Raw genomic sequence first — 13,962 nt, 5'->3', positions numbered from 1 at the left:
ATCATCCACAAAGGAATCAGTGAGTCATGGATATAAGAAGCGTTCGGATTCTTTTGCTTAGCTATATGCTCATCGCGCTCCTTGGCGCTCTTTTGCTCTCCTTGCCTCCCATGCAGAGGGCTCCTTTACCTTTTGTTGATCTTCTTTTCACTTCCACCTCGGCTGTTTGTGTGACGGGACTCATCGTTCAAAATACCGCGAGCGACTTCACTTTTTGGGGACAATTGGTGATTTTGCTCCTTATTCAGGTGGGTGGGTTTGGCTATATGACGCTTGCCACGCTTCTCTATCTAGTGCTACGCCGTCGCTTGGGCTTTCGCGAGAAGCAGGTGCTCAAAGAGACGCTCGATTATCCTACGATGGATGGCTTGATTCGCTTCATGAGGCGAATCGTCTTTTTTGTGCTCTATATCGAGTTAGTCGGTGCGCTGTTGCTTTTTGGGCGATTCTCTCTTGATAAGGAGATGGAGGAGGCGCTTTGGCTAGCGATTTTTCATGCGGTCTCGGCCTTTAACAATGCAGGATTTTCGCTTTTTGAGAGCAATCTCATGGAGTATCGTGGGGATGTAGCCATCAATCTTATCATCACCTCGCTCATCATTATTGGGGGGCTTGGCTATTTTGTCCTCCTTGAGCTTCGAGAGCATCACAAAAAGCGCTTTTTCCACCTCTCGCTTCACACCAAAGTGGTCGTGACGATGACGGCGGCGCTTTTGGTTTTTGCGGCTTTGGTGGTGCTGATTTTGGAGTGGAACAACCCTAGAACCCTAGGGGAGCTCCCTGTTTGGGAGCGCTTCATGGCGGCCTATTTCGCCTCGGTCAATTTCCGAACAGCGGGCTTTAATACGCTTGATATTGGAGGGTTTCGTGATGCAACCATGTTCTTCTCCTCGGTCTTTATGAGCATTGGAGGAGCGCCTGGAGGAACGGCTGGGGGAATCAAGGTCACCACTGTGGCGGTGTTGCTTCTCTATGGCTGGGCCTCTTTGCGTCAAGGCGAGCCAGTGATCTTTAAGCGCAAAGTGGCGGACGAGGTGGTACAAAAGTCCTTTGTGATTCTTTTAGGGGCAGCGATTTACATCATCCTCTCGGCCATGGCACTCTCCATGATTGAGGAGGGGGTCTCCTTTTTGCCTTTGTTGCTTGAAGTCTCCTCCGCCTTTGGCACCGTGGGGCTCTCTGCAGGAGATGGAGGCGTGCTCAGTCTATCGGCCAATTTTGATACTTTTGGCAAGTTTTTTATGATTGTTTTGATGTTGTTGGGGCGGGTGGGAGTGTTGGCTTTCACTATCGTCTTTTTTGGGGCATCATCCCCGCGAAGAGTCCAATATCCTGAGGGGAGAATCATCTTATGAAATCAAAAAGTTATGCTGTGATTGGTTTGGGAAAGTTTGGTTTTTATGTCGCTAAAGGCTTGATTGAGCAGGGGGCGAATGTGATCGCGATTGACCATTCCATGGAGAGAGTCAAAGAGGTTAAAGAGCTCACCGATAGCGTCTATGTGCTCGATTCTACGGATGCGCATGCCCTCAAAGAGGCTGGAATCACGGGGCTTGATGTGGTCATTGTGAGCATTGGGGAGAATATTGAGGCGAGCATTCTCACGGTCATGGCGTTGAAGGATTTGGGGAACAAGATCGTAATCGCCAAAGCTGTCACCCCTATTCACGGGGAGATTTTGGCTAAGATTGGGGCGTTTAAGGTGATCTATCCTGAGAGGGAATCGGCCAAAAAGCTGGTGAGAGATTTCATTGCCAATCCGACCTTTGAGGTGGTGGATGTGACCAATACAATCAAGGTGGGCAAGGTGCTCGCTTCAGGGTCGCTTGTGGGCAAGAGTCTTCGGGAGATTGAGGTAGAGCAGGAGCGAAATATTCGCATCATGGCGTGCAAACATCAGGGGAGATGGGAGAAGAATCCCACTTCTGATTATGTGGTGAGTCAAGGCGATATGTTGATTCTCCTTGGGGAGCTCAAACATATTGAAGGATTCTACTACTCTTGGGGAAGTTGACCCTCCCCCCCAAATTCTAGTAGCCAATATCGGTGTGGTCTTGAGGAATTTCCTCAGCGTTAGGTAACATATACCAAAGCAGGTAGTCCGCTACCATGGGGAGCAAGACAGAGTGCTGGTTGTTTTGGCGGCTGAGAAGCTCCCTAATATCTCTTTTGACCTCAGAGATGTTGGAAGTGTCAAGAATAATGTCCACTGATTCGTGCAGATCGGTGAGTGCCTCTTTGTAAGAGGGGTAGAGCGGGATGTTTCTCTTTTTGGCCTCTAAGACCTTAGGGTTTTGCTCATTGAGCTCACAGACGCCCACGATTTTCACCCTCTCTTCGCCGATTTCAACGAACTTATCGAAGAATCGACTTCCCATTCTGCCTAATCCAATCAGTAAGACCGTGACTTGTTTCATCTATGTAACCCCCTATGGTGTGTTAGTCTAGGGGGTGAGTATAGAACGACATATCTTGAATAAGTGTTAAAAGAGCTCCAAATCGTTGTCGTCTTCCTCTTGGGAGGGACTTTTCTCCTCAAAAAGAGCTTGGGCTTGGAGGCAGGAGCTAAAGAGTGAGCTATCAAGATAGTGAATATCCCGAGCATTTTTATCAAGGAAGATGTTGCGCCTCCATTGGGTGAGATCTTCTAAGATCGTGGTGAGCATCACGCCAAGAAATTTCGGGGCGACGAGCGAGAGCTTGGAATCATCAAGGGTGGCCAAAAGAGTGCTCAAAGAGCGCACTCCAAAAGCGAGGTGCTCAAACTCTAAAAGCTGCTCTAGCACCTCGGCATGCCCTGCAAAAAGCTCTCCAATAGCGTGCAGATTTCCAAGTGTAGGGAAGTTTTCAAATCGACTGATCGCCTTATCGATCACATCCTCGTTGTCTTCGAGCATATCCACAGAATTGAGGAGGCTAAAGGGGGTGTTTTCGACATAGGTTTTAGCGTCCATGCAATCGACATGGCGTTTGCGCAAGATGCACATCTCATAACTCTCTTCTTTGCTCTCCAAGAGAGGGGCGCACGTGAGTGAGGTGAGGGTTTTGGGGAGCTTGAAGGTGAGCATGGAGGAGGAGAGGATAAACTGCGCTTCGGGATAGTTTTTGAGAATCACGCGTTGAAGCGAAGAGCGATTGAGCTTATCAATGGAGGTGAGGGAGAGGTAGAGATGGGAGTGATCCTCTTCGCTAATAATCTCCGCTAAAGCACCACTTTTGAGAATAAAGCGTCCAAAAGCATAGAGCAGTCTCACGCAAGCATGAATCTCCTCAGAGCTCTTGGGAGAATCGAGCAGATAGTATTCCCAAAACTCCGACAGACCCGTGGGGTGATTGATCCGAAAGAGAAGAGAGCGATTGAAGACGCGCTTGGTGAAAAGGTTGTGCGCCTTTTGGTCAAAATGCCTTTTTTTGCGTGAGGCGATGATTTCGAGATAGTTTTGAAGACGTCGCTTAAAGACATCTTGGATGATGGGCTTGACGATGTAGTCTTCGGCTCCATAGAGAATCATCTTTTTTTGCGATTCTTCATCGCCTAGCGCAGAGACAGCGACAATCATCGTGCTTCGATCAAACTCTCGAATCTTTTTGGTGGCCTCAATTCCATCCATCTCAGGCATCATGATGTCCATAAAGACAATATCCATGGGCTCTTTTTGACAAAGTTCCACCGCCTCTTGGCCATTCTGGGCGCTAAAAATCTTGAGATCAGCAAAGCGCTCTAAAAGAATCTCAAGCGCGATTCGGTTGTCCTCGTTGTCATCCACCACTAGGATATTCTTTGGCATATTCATCTCCTTTGCAAAGGGTAAATCTCGCTCCGCCAAGTTTTGGCGAATCATCTAAAAATATATATAGTTTAAGAGCATCACAGAGTAGCCTCACAAGGTAGAGTCCGATTCCGCTTCCGCTCAATCGACGCCTCAAAAGCTCCCATTCTTGCGTATAAAGCTCAAAAACCCCCTCTTTGTCCTCGATTCCTTTTCCATTGTCTTCTATGATAATACAAAAATTTTCTTTATCTTTCACATTATAATCAATATGTATGGTTCCTCCACCATATTTGAGGGCATTATGGTAGAGATTGGTGAGGATTTGGCGCATTCGTAGCTCATCAGAGTAGATGAGGGTTTTGGGATTTCCATGAATCTGGAGGGATTCGGGGATGCCCAAGGTCTTATCTTGGGTGATCTGCTCAATGAGTGCGGAGAGGTCAAAGAGGGCAGGGCGAAACTCCATTTTGCCAGCTCTTAAGCGAGCAGCATCAAGCATCCCACTCACCATCTCAAGCATCAAACGGCCATTGCGCTCGATAGAGAGTAAGAGCTTGCTGAGCTTCTCTTTTTCGGGAATCTCCACTTCGCTGATTTTGGAGTGGACATAGGGGGCGAAGTTGATGATGGCGTTGAGTGGAGTTTTGAGCTCGTGGCTAAACATTGCCAAAAAGTCATCTTTGGTTTGATTGAGTTTAGAGAGCATTTCGCGTTCACGCTCTTGGGAGATAAGCGTCTCTTTGAGTTTTTGGAGTTTGTGCGAGAGGGTGATATCCCGCATGATACAGATAAATTCATAGACCTCTCCATGGCTTCGACGAATCGGAAAAATAGAGGCGTAGCAAACGGTCGATTCGGTGGTGTTGAGGGTGAGCGTCCCTTGCCAATAGGGCTCTTTTTGCGAGAGAAGCTGCGTTTTGGCGGCGTTGAAAGCCCCAAAAGAGGAGGGGGCAAAGAGTCTTTCGGCCTCTTCTCCGATGAATCGCTCCTCACCCCCCTGTTCAAAGAGCTGGATGAGCCTGGGGTTGAGGCTTAGGATTGAAAAAGAGGTGCTCATTCTAAAGAAAGGGATATTGTCATAGAGGGCGAGCAGGTATTGGTGGTTTTGGTAGATTTTCTCCTCAAGGAGGAGTCCTTGGGATATCTTTTGGAGTACGGAGACAAAATGGATGAGCCTGAAAGGCTTGAGGATATAGGAATCGACTCTAAGCTCAATGCAGTCAATGAGCACCTCGCTCTCGCTATTGGAGGTGGTGACGATAATGGCGGGCTGAGAGCCCTCTTGGGCTCGTATCTGGCGAATGAGTTCAAGACCGCTTAAGAGGGGAAGCTGAAGGTCGGTCACGATGATTTGAGGGCGATATTTTTTAAAAATTTCAAGCGCCTCTGTGCCATTTTCAGCGATATAGAGCCTAGAGAAGAGACTGCGCAGACGCGAAGCGACAGGACGCAGCAAGTCGGTGTCGCTCTCTACATAGAGGATGGCGATTTGGCTAGGGTTTTCGTGAGAGCTCATCCGATTCCTTTGGAAGGGGGCAAAACGCTTGAAAAGATTATAGTATTTTCCTCTTAAGCAAAATTAGGTCATGATTGAAAGATAAAAGTCCGCTGATTAGGGGCTTTCTATTTCATTAATCATATCATAAGGAGAGGCTCATGAAGCAGTATCAAACCTATCGCTGTAACAAGTGTGGAAACGAAGTGGAGGTGCAAAAAGCAGGAGGAGGCAAGCTCACCTGTTGTGGCGAGGCGATGGAGATGATCACCTCCAGTCTCACGGAAGTGAATCTCATGAAAGCCTTCGCGGGTGAATCAATGGCGCGCAACAAGTATGACTTCTATGCCGATGTAGCCGAGGAAGAGGGACTTCATGCGGTCGCGGCTCACTTTAGAGAGGCGGCGCTTAATGAGAAATATCATGCGATGGCGGAATATAAGGCCTACAACAAAATGACGCATGGCTTTGAGCTTGACACCACCAAGAAGAATCTTGAATATGGTATGGCGGGTGAAAACTACGAACACACCATCATGTATCCAAACTTTGCCGAGATTGCCAAAGAAGAGGGGCACAAGGAGCTTGTGAGACTTTTTGAAGCGATCGCCAAGGTGGAAGTGGAGCATGAACGAGAGTATGGAGAGCTCAAAAAAGCACTTGAAGAGGAGGGATTCTTTGAGAGTGACGAAGATGAGGTCTGGGTCTGCGAGGTGTGTGGACATGTGCATCGAGGCAAAAAAGCCCCCAAAGCCTGTCCTTTGTGCAAGGTGCCTCAAGAGTATTTCAAGAGAGAGCATCTCTACTAAGCCTTTTTTAGGTTTGGGTTTGGGTACAATGCCCTCATCCAAACCTAATCCATAAAGGAGCTTTTCATGTTTGTTCAACTCAATGAGCGCGTCATCCTCAACCTCGCTAGAATCACCCGAATCAAGATTGATGAAGTCGAAGATGGAATCCGTGTTCGATTCTACGAGGGCACTCAGCAAGTCGCCAAAAGCCGAGCGTTTGAGAGCGTTGATCTAGCCAAAGCGTGGCTTAAAGAGGTGATGGAAAACAAGGCGTTCTAAACGACCTTGTGAGCTTTTAATCCTTCATCCATGAGGTTTGAAGGTGCTCAAGATCAAAGGTGATGAAAGCCTTTTGCGAAGGGTAAAAAGGGGCTAGAGAGAAGGCTTGGAAGTCCAAGATTCCCTCTAGGGTCTGATTTCCCACAGAGAGTTTTAGAGAGATTTCATCACTCTTTTTGAGATGCGAAATGGCGACCACCTGACCCTCTAAAGTCGTCTCCTTGGGAGCGATCTCTAGGGGCTTTTCATGAGAGATGCGCAGGTGTCTTGGGTCGATCGCCACCCCTCTTTTGCTACCGATTCGAGTCCCTTGGGGGAGTTGAATCTTCTGCCCATCACTAAAGCGATAAATTAGCCCCTCTGTCTCCTCTTCCCACCGACCTAGAATCAAATTGCTTGTCGAAAACTCCATCAAACGCCCAAAGTGAAGCCCGATTTGTCTTTGCGCCAAACTTCCTAACCAGATAAGGTCGTGGCTTGCGATGATGACCGTGGTGCCCCAGTTTTGGTTGGCGTGCAAAATCGCCTCAGAGAATTGGGGAATCCCGCTAAAATCAAGGCTATTGGTCGGCTCATCCAAAAGAAGCGTTTTGGGACGCAGGATGAGGCGGCTCGCTAGAGCGATTCGTTGGGTTTCGCCGCTGGAGAGCTCATGCCAAGAGCGATGGAGGAATTTATCAGGTCGCAAACCCACCAGCTCCAAAGCCTCATTGGCTCGTGAGTAAAGCTCAGGCTGGGTGAGATTCTCTTGTTGCATCAAGAGTCCATAGAGAAGATTCTCCTCCACGCTTCGCTTGAGCAAATAGGGCTCAGGAAAGAGGATAGAGACCTCGCGCTTGGTCTCCAAAGAGAGCGTGCCAGCGGGGTGACCTTTGTAGAGAATCTCTCCGCTATCAGGCGATTCCAAAAAGGCAAGATGGCGCAAGAGGGTGCTTTTGCCGCTTCCATTGGAGCCTACGATTCCTATGATTTCACCCTCATTGATCTCTAGAGAGGAGAGATTGAGCACGGGCTTGTGGAGGTAGGTTTTGCGGAGTTGCCTGATAGAGTAAAGGGGTTGATTCATGCCTAGCCTCGGGAGCGTTTTTTAAGGAAATGGAGAAAGAGATTGACCGCAAAGGCTATGGAGATGAGCACAATGCCTAGGGCGATTCCCATGGCAAACTCCCCCTTGCTGGTCTCTAGAGAGATGGCGGTGGTGATGGTTCGAGTGTGCCATTTGATATTCCCCCCAATCATCATCGCCACGCCCACCTCAGCGACCACACGACCATAGGCCGTCACAATCACCGCCACTAGGGCGTGCCTCAGCTCCCACGCCACGCTACGAATCATCTGAAGAGGAGTAGGGCGAAAAGAGAGCAGGGTGAGATAGAGCTTGCGATCCATCCCCTCGATGGTGGCGGCGGTGAGAGAGATGATGATGGGGAGGGCTAGGAGGGTTTGTCCCATCACGATTCCCTTGATCGTGTAGAGAAGCTCATACTGTCCTAGAGGGCCACGATAGGAGATGAGCGCATAGATGATGAGCCCCACCACGACGGTGGGGATGGCTAGTAGGGTGTCAGAGAGGAGTTTGAGCGCCCGTCTGCCAGGGAATTCAAAGTAGCCCAAGGCAAAGCCAAGCGGGAGCCCGATAATAAGGGCGCAGAGAATCGAAAAACTAGAGCTTTTGAGCGTAATGATAATGGCGGAGAGGGTTTCGGGGTCGAGGTGCCAAAGAAGCCAAAAGGCCTCGATTAACCCTTGTGTAATAAAGTCCAACAGAGAATCCTGAGTGTTAATATTTGGTCAATTCTAATTTTACTTTAAGTGGTAAACGAGATACAATAGACGCTATTTCAAATTATCACAACGACGGGAGGATTATTGAATGTTTTCTGTAAAGAACGGCTTAAAAAGTAAATTCTTTATTGCCTTATTGGCGGCTGGCGTGAGCCTTGGGGCGGCCGAGCTTCGTATGGCGACCACCACAAGCACCGACAATACGGGTCTTTTGGATGTTTTGGCTCCAGCCTACAAGAAAGATACAGGCGTGGATCTCAAGTGGGTTGCCGTGGGCACGGGCAATGCGCTCAAGCTTGGTGAAAACTGCGATGTGGATGTGGTTTTTGTCCATGCGCCCAAAGTCGAGCTAGAGTATGTCGAAAAAGGCTTTGGAATCGATAGAACTCCTGTCATGTATAACGATTTTGTCATCATTGGAAACCCCTCCTTCAAGCAAAAATTCACAGGCATGAGCGTGGCGGAGGCCTTCAAACTGATTGAAAAAGAGCAGGTGAAATTTGTGAGCCGAGGGGATAAATCAGGAACGCACAGCAAAGAGCGAGAGGTTTGGAAAGAGGCGCTTGGCAAGATTCCCGAAAAAGAGTCTTGGTATATTGAGGCAGGTCAAGGGATGCTCGCGACCATCAATATCGCCGAGGAGCAAAAAGGCTTGACACTCACCGATCGTGGCACTTTTATCAAATACGAGTCCAACCACAAGGGCAAGCCCCCTATGGTGATCGTGCTAGAGGGCGACAACACGCTGAAAAACTTCTACTCCATCATGGCGGTCAATCCTAAGCGATGCGAAAAAGCGGATTACAAAGGCGCAAAGCAGTTCATCGACTGGATCGTCTCAGAGAAGATGCAAGCGGAGATTGCCAACTTCAAACTTCTTGACAAACAGCTTTTCACTCCTGATGCAAAAACACGAAAGTGATCGTTGAGGCGGGACGGATTCTCGCCTTGGGTATAGAAATTGCTTCTTTGAAGAAAGATTACTTTTCTTCAAAGGGGCTTACATGCAAGTGACTTCCACCTCCTACTACGATTCGGATATCCTCTCTAAATACTCCAGCGCGGCTACGACCAGCAAGACGCTCAGCGAAGCGGATAAAAAGACAATCCAAGAAGTTTCTGAAAAGTTTAATAACCGCTACGATTTCACCAATATGAGCGCTAGTGAGCTCAAGCAATTCACTTCTATCATGGTGCAAGTGGGTCAAATGAGCGAGAAAGAGGCCTCTTCGCTTCTTGAAGCCACGGGAGCGAGCAAGGCGAAGAGTGATGATGAGCGCACCAATGTGCTCTCCAAGGTCAAAAGCATGATGCAGACGCTTATGAGTAGTGGAGATGCAGGGGGTGCAGGCTTTTGGAGTAAGATGCTAGGGAAGCTTGAAGCCCTTCAAGGCACCGCCTCCTCAATCAATGTCAACGCCTAGCCTCCATTTTTGGCGGTTGATAGAATCTTCTCTTTGAGCGATTCTAGGGTCGCTAGTCTCTCTTGCATGGTTGTAAGACGCTCTTTGATGATGGTGTGTTTCTCTTCAAGGAGTTGATGAGAGCCTGCAAACATCTTTTGATAAGCTCGATCAGCGACCGTGCCTTCGCCCTCGATCTTGGGCAAATAGGTGTGAAGTGCAAACGATTCTTCAAGAAGCGTGCGAATCTCATCAAGGCTTGGATGATAGATCGAAAAATCCGCGGGGTTGTTGAGGTGTCGAAGAATCGAACTCTCCATGCGCTCTTCAAGTCGTAAAATTGCCAGCTCCAGCATCTTTTCGTGCGCTCCGCTAAAGAGTGCAAGCAGAGAACCAAGCTCCGCATGAACAAAAGTCGCCATCTCGTGCTGATGTTTAGTGAAATCTTTAAGAAGCATCTCATAGCTTTTGGCGGCAAATTTCCTGAGGTTGGAGTGGGCGCTGTCTGAGCCTAGAGGATGGCGCTTGCGTGCGAGCTCGTAGGGCTCTTGCCAAAGCTTGATCTCTTGCTCTAGGTGGCGCAATAGCCCTTCAAAAGAGCTCTCCATTTTTTCAGCAGCTCGCCTGATTTTAAATTGGAGCGCCTTGAAGAATCGCACATTTTTAGAATCTCCTAAAAAGAGCTCTTCGTTGATTCGATCCTTATCTAAGCGTGCGACTAGGAGAGTTCTTTGATGGATGGAGGCGATTCCAAAGAGCGCTTTGGAGCGCTTGGAGAGATGCAAGCGATCCTCTTTGCGGATATGCCGGAAGAGAATCTCCGCGATATTCTCCAGATGGTAGCGAATATCTTGGGCGATAAGATGGAGCTCTTGGCGATGGCTATTTTTGAGCTCTCTTAAGGAGCTTTCGAGATTCTCTTCGTAGCTTTTAAAGACGCCTTCGAGCTTCTCATAGATTCCATGGAAATTTTCATATTGGATTCTAAGAATCTCGATGGTCTTAAGGAGCTCTCGTTTGAGTGCAAACTCTTTGGCGCTCAGGGCTTGAGGGCGGATGGAGTGGTGGATGAAGGAGAGAACGGGCTTGAAGTTGGATTCTTCATAAAGACGCATCGCCTTTTGAGAATCCTCCACGCAAAAGCCCTCCACGCGCCTCTCATGCTCCATGATCAATCCTAGAATCTTCTCCTTGTTGAACTCTTTAGTGCTAGAGAGTTGGATCAACTCCCTAGAGAGCTGCCAAAGCTCCTCTTGGGCGATCTCGCCCTTGTCAAAGCCCTTGGCTTGGAGGGCGAGCTTGGAAGAGACAGGAATCACCTCGGCGAAAAACTCCCCAAAGCGATTCTTGACATAAGAGACGGTGTTTTCGATCTCTTCGGGTGAATCGAACTTATCTTTTTGGTTGAGCACGCAGAGGCTCTTGGTGGCGTATTTGGAGAGATGATTTTGGAGAATCTCTAGCTCGCTCTGTTTGCCTGCATTATCAATGAGGGTGAGCCAGATGATGCCATCGACCTCTTCGAGCACCTCGGAGGTGACTTTGGTGTCGCGCTCGTTTTGGGAGTTGAATCCCGGCGTGTCTAGGAAAGTGACCTCTTTGAGAAGCTCCACGGGCGCATAGACGGTGAGTTGCTTGATCTTGCGGGTGTGGTCCTCTTCGATGGTTTTGAGATTCTCGATTTTGTGAAACTCCGTGCGCCCATCTTCTAAAATCACCTCTAAGGAAAACTCCTCGCCATAGCGCAGATGGCAGATTTTGGAGGTGACGGGCGTGATGCCCGTGGGGAGGATGGGCTTGGAGAGAATCGCATTTAAAAAGGTTGATTTGCCCGCAGAAAACTGACCGATGATGGCGACTTTCATAGGCTCTAGGGCTCGTTGGCGCAGACCCTCTAGTGATTCTTTGAGCTCCTTGGAGGGGAGGAATTTTTCATTGCTCAGGGTGTAGCGACAGAGATCAAGAAGACCTAGGAGATTCTCATCAAAAGTGGGCTGAATGACCTCGCTTCCCTCTTTGTAGGCTTGGATGAATTGTTCTAGCAGCGTCATGCGACCTCCTTGAGAAGCTTTTCGATCTCCTCTTGGGCGTTGAGGAGCACCTCCTCTTGGAAGAGAAGCTCTTTTTCTTGTTGCTCTCTTTTGCCCTCACTCTGCTCTTTTTGGAGAATCTCTTGCGCCAAGAGTGCTCGGTTGCGTTCTAGCACGCTTTGCGCCTCTTTGTAGAGCTTGGCGATGATGGCATCAAAGCGCTCTAAAAGTCGAATATTGAGCTCCTCGGTCTTTTGGTGGGCGCTCTGGATGAGCGAGCGAAAAGAGAACTCAAAAGCCCCTCTTAGCTCTTGCTCTAGCTTCTCGTCGTTGGGCTTGGAGTATTTAGCGACACTGCTAGCCACGCTCTTTTTGAGAATCGAGCCGCTCTCAATGAAGCGCCCCTCTTTGAGATCATCGCCTAGGATTCCATTGAAGCTTCGGAGGGTCTCTTCGAGGAATTCTAGGGGGAGGAGATCGGAGAGCTTGGCGAACTCCGCCTCCATCTCTTGGGTGAGGAAGTGGAGCTTTTTGGCGAATTTGTGGCGATAGTCTCGTGCGGTGTCGGCGATTCCATCTCTAATCCCAAGCTCGATCATATTTTCTAAGCGCGCGCTGGTGGGTTTACGCTCCTTGCCAAACTCATAATTGACATCATCCATGACGCGCTCTTGGAGGATATTGCGCGTCTCTAGGAGTTTGAATTCCACGCTGGAGTTGAGGCTTTGGGTGTATTCGATGAGGTTTTGGCGCGCCTCTTGCATTGCCTTTTGAATCTCTTGGATGACTCCTTGAATGTGGCGCTCTCTTTGGCTTAGGGTCTCTAGGCGCTCTTTGAGGCTCTCTAGCGATTCGGCTAGGAAATGTTTTTGCAATTCGATCTCTTTAAAGAGTGTCTCAAAGAGGCGAAGCATCTCTTTGCACGCTCCATAGAGGAGGGTTCTAGGCTTTTGGGCTTTGGGGCCAAAGAGCATCTCCCTGAGATAAGATTCGACTTTGAGAATACCCGTGTCTTCTAGCTCATAGCCTTTCTCTAGCGCTTCTTCTCCTTTGCCTGTGCGGTGGAGGAGGGCGAGTTTGGCGGCGATAGGGAGGAAGTCAAGGCGCTCGGTGATCTCTTCAAAGCTCGCCTTTTGGTTATAGACCCACAATCGCTCTCTGATGCTGGAGATGGTGTAGTTCATCGACTGCTGGAGTTCTTGAGGGGTGAGCGAGTCAGCTCTTGTGAGAATCACAAGGAGTCGAGAGACATTTTGATAGATGAGCGCATCGATGATAAAATCGACATCTTTTTGGGTTGCGGGCTGGGCGGCATTCATGAGATGGAGCATCACATCACACCTAGCGAGATACTCTTTGGTGATCTCTTCGCGCTGGGTGAGGGGGTCATCAAGCCCCGGGGTGTCCACGATCTCCACCCCATCATCCAAAAACTCTAGCGGCGTGAAAATCTCCACTGATTTGACGAGATTACAGAGCTTGGAGGGGTGCTTGGCGGAGGTGTAGGTGGAGAGCTCCTCTAACGGAATCTCATAGGTGCGCCCCTCTTGGGTGATATATTCGTGGAGCACCGTCCCAAAAACAGTGAGCGATTCTTTCATGAAGTAGTCGATTCCCTCGTCAAACTGGGCACTTTGAGCGATCATCTCCCACTCGTGGCGATTCCAAAAGCGGACAATGGCGCGTTCATTTTGGTCGAATCGAAGAATCGTGAGATTGGCCGTCTCAGGAATCACCGAAGTCCCAAGAATCTCTCGCTGTAAAATCGCGTTTAGCATCGTGCTTTTGCCTGCGCTCATGACACCCGTGACTCCGATGGAGAACTTCTGGCTCTCTAGCTCTCCTCGCACGCGCTCTAGCTCTCCTGTGGCGCGATGTTCTGGGAAAGAGCGGTGAAACGCCTCAATCACGCGATCGATTCTTTGGAGGCCACTTTTAAGGAAGCTCTCCTCAAAAATATCACCTGAGGATTCAAACGCCAAAGTGCTTGAACTATTTTGGCTCTCAGCGTGGGCAGGGATGAGCTGATGCATGATCGCGCGGATTCTCTGCTCCTCTTCATAAAGGAGCACCCCCTCTTTTTTGAGGCGTGCGAGGCGATCTAGAATCTCTTGAAAGATTCTTGAGGAGGGGAATTCGACTAAAAGCGTGAGCGTGGCGAGCTGGAGGAGCTTGATTCCTTCTAGGCTGAGATTCTCTCCTAGCCAAGCTTGACTCTTTTCTTGCAAGAACTCTATCTTGGCATAGACTTCAAAATTGCGAGCGTTGCAGGCTAACAAAACCGTGTAGAGATCGATCCCCTCCTCTTGGAGAGAGTCGATGAGACCTTGAGGGAGCACAGGCGAGAGAGGCTCCCAATCCTCGTTGTGAACGAGGATAAAGAAGTCTTTAAAAGATTGAATCATG

13 protein-coding genes are annotated in these 13,962 nt (G+C 49.0%); 6 read left to right on the top strand and 7 right to left on the bottom strand.

The features are described 5' to 3' along the window. Positions 1-26 precede the first annotated feature (26 nt). Positions 27-1,355: a TrkH family potassium uptake protein gene (locus WS_RS06580; protein WP_011139231.1), complete on the top strand. Its 1,329-nt coding sequence runs from the start codon at positions 27-29 to the stop codon at positions 1,353-1,355. Continuing rightward, the gene (locus tag WS_RS06575; protein WP_011139230.1) at positions 1,352-2,014 is read left to right on the top strand and encodes a potassium channel family protein; all 663 of its coding nucleotides are present in this window, start codon (positions 1,352-1,354) and stop codon (positions 2,012-2,014) included. Before WS_RS06580 ends, WS_RS06575 begins: the two co-directional genes overlap by 4 nt. A 16-nt stretch (positions 2,015-2,030) precedes the next feature. On the opposite strand, the gene WS_RS06570 is transcribed toward WS_RS06575, so the two are convergent. The 3 genes from WS_RS06570 to WS_RS06560 all read right to left on the bottom strand — a co-directional run bounded on the left by WS_RS06570 (position 2,031) and on the right by WS_RS06560 (position 5,289). After that, positions 2,031-2,417 (bottom strand): Gfo/Idh/MocA family oxidoreductase, encoded by a 387-nt coding sequence (locus WS_RS06570; RefSeq protein ID WP_011139229.1) that lies wholly within the window; start codon positions 2,415-2,417, stop codon positions 2,031-2,033. A 66-nt stretch (positions 2,418-2,483) separates the two neighbouring features. Continuing rightward, on the bottom strand, positions 2,484-3,788 hold the full coding sequence (locus WS_RS06565) for a response regulator (protein WP_011139228.1): 1,305 nt from the start codon (positions 3,786-3,788) through the stop codon (positions 2,484-2,486). Then, positions 3,760-5,289: a sensor histidine kinase gene (locus WS_RS06560; protein ID WP_011139227.1), complete on the bottom strand. Its 1,530-nt coding sequence runs from the start codon at positions 5,287-5,289 to the stop codon at positions 3,760-3,762. The genes WS_RS06565 and WS_RS06560 overlap by 29 nt, the downstream gene beginning before the upstream one ends. Before the next feature lie 140 nt (positions 5,290-5,429). Here WS_RS06560 and WS_RS06555 point away from each other — a divergent pair, with 140 nt between their 5' ends. After that, complete coding sequence (locus WS_RS06555; protein ID WP_011139226.1) at positions 5,430-6,077, top strand: ferritin family protein; 648 nt, start codon at positions 5,430-5,432, stop codon at positions 6,075-6,077. A 66-nt stretch (positions 6,078-6,143) separates the two neighbouring features. Continuing rightward, complete coding sequence (locus WS_RS06550) at positions 6,144-6,338, top strand: hypothetical protein (protein WP_011139225.1); 195 nt, start codon at positions 6,144-6,146, stop codon at positions 6,336-6,338. 16 nt (positions 6,339-6,354) lie between these two features. Here WS_RS06550 and WS_RS06545 read toward each other — a convergent pair whose 3' ends face one another. Both WS_RS06545 and tupB read right to left on the bottom strand, forming a co-directional pair. Next, positions 6,355-7,404: an energy-coupling factor ABC transporter ATP-binding protein gene (locus WS_RS06545; protein WP_011139224.1), complete on the bottom strand. Its 1,050-nt coding sequence runs from the start codon at positions 7,402-7,404 to the stop codon at positions 6,355-6,357. Positions 7,405-7,406: 2 nt separating this feature from the next. Continuing rightward, positions 7,407-8,102 (bottom strand): tungstate ABC transporter permease TupB, encoded by a 696-nt coding sequence (tupB, locus tag WS_RS06540; protein ID WP_011139223.1) that lies wholly within the window; start codon positions 8,100-8,102, stop codon positions 7,407-7,409. A gap of 109 nt (positions 8,103-8,211) precedes the next feature. On the opposite strand from tupB, the gene tupA reads away from it, so the two are divergent. After that, positions 8,212-9,045 carry a tungstate ABC transporter substrate-binding protein TupA gene (gene tupA, locus WS_RS06535; protein WP_011139222.1) on the top strand — a complete coding sequence of 278 codons (834 nt, stop codon included), beginning with the start codon at positions 8,212-8,214 and terminating at the stop codon, positions 9,043-9,045. 82 nt (positions 9,046-9,127) lie between these two features. Next, positions 9,128-9,547 carry a hypothetical protein gene (locus WS_RS06530; RefSeq protein WP_011139221.1) on the top strand — a complete coding sequence of 140 codons (420 nt, stop codon included), beginning with the start codon at positions 9,128-9,130 and terminating at the stop codon, positions 9,545-9,547. Here WS_RS06530 and WS_RS06525 read toward each other — a convergent pair. Continuing rightward, the gene (locus WS_RS06525) at positions 9,544-11,577 is read right to left on the bottom strand and encodes a dynamin family protein (protein ID WP_011139220.1); all 2,034 of its coding nucleotides are present in this window, start codon (positions 11,575-11,577) and stop codon (positions 9,544-9,546) included. The two genes, WS_RS06530 and WS_RS06525, sit on opposite strands and share 4 nt — an antisense overlap. Further along, on the bottom strand, positions 11,574-13,961 hold the full coding sequence (locus tag WS_RS10665) for a dynamin family protein (protein ID WP_011139219.1): 2,388 nt from the start codon (positions 13,959-13,961) through the stop codon (positions 11,574-11,576). Before WS_RS10665 ends, WS_RS06525 begins: the two co-directional genes overlap by 4 nt. Between the last annotated feature and the right edge of the window lies 1 nt (position 13,962).

Origin of the sequence: Wolinella succinogenes DSM 1740 (assembly GCF_000196135.1) — a bacterium.
In the GTDB taxonomy this organism is placed as follows: domain Bacteria; phylum Campylobacterota; class Campylobacteria; order Campylobacterales; family Helicobacteraceae; genus Wolinella; species Wolinella succinogenes.
Note: the sequence above shows the minus strand (reverse complement) of the source record. Positions and strands in the feature narration are given on the sequence as shown.

What these genes read in the sequence shown, in the direction of transcription:
- WS_RS06575 (WP_011139230.1), top strand. Translation starts at nt 1,352, where the DNA reads ATGAAATCAAAAAGTTATGCTGTGATTGGTTTGGGAAAGTTTGGTTTT.
- WS_RS10665 (WP_011139219.1), bottom strand. Translation starts at nt 13,961, where the DNA reads ATGATTCAATCTTTTAAAGACTTCTTTATCCTCGTTCACAACGAGGAT.
- WS_RS06560 (WP_011139227.1), bottom strand. Translation starts at nt 5,289, where the DNA reads ATGAGCTCTCACGAAAACCCTAGCCAAATCGCCATCCTCTATGTAGAG.
- WS_RS06525 (WP_011139220.1), bottom strand. Translation starts at nt 11,577, where the DNA reads ATGACGCTGCTAGAACAATTCATCCAAGCCTACAAAGAGGGAAGCGAG.
- WS_RS06545 (WP_011139224.1), bottom strand. Translation starts at nt 7,404, where the DNA reads ATGAATCAACCCCTTTACTCTATCAGGCAACTCCGCAAAACCTACCTC.
- WS_RS06555 (WP_011139226.1), top strand. Translation starts at nt 5,430, where the DNA reads ATGAAGCAGTATCAAACCTATCGCTGTAACAAGTGTGGAAACGAAGTG.
- WS_RS06550 (WP_011139225.1), top strand. Translation starts at nt 6,144, where the DNA reads ATGTTTGTTCAACTCAATGAGCGCGTCATCCTCAACCTCGCTAGAATC.
- WS_RS06565 (WP_011139228.1), bottom strand. Translation starts at nt 3,788, where the DNA reads ATGCCAAAGAATATCCTAGTGGTGGATGACAACGAGGACAACCGAATC.
- tupA (WP_011139222.1), top strand. Translation starts at nt 8,212, where the DNA reads ATGTTTTCTGTAAAGAACGGCTTAAAAAGTAAATTCTTTATTGCCTTA.
- WS_RS06530 (WP_011139221.1), top strand. Translation starts at nt 9,128, where the DNA reads ATGCAAGTGACTTCCACCTCCTACTACGATTCGGATATCCTCTCTAAA.
- WS_RS06580 (WP_011139231.1), top strand. Translation starts at nt 27, where the DNA reads ATGGATATAAGAAGCGTTCGGATTCTTTTGCTTAGCTATATGCTCATC.
- WS_RS06570 (WP_011139229.1), bottom strand. Translation starts at nt 2,417, where the DNA reads ATGAAACAAGTCACGGTCTTACTGATTGGATTAGGCAGAATGGGAAGT.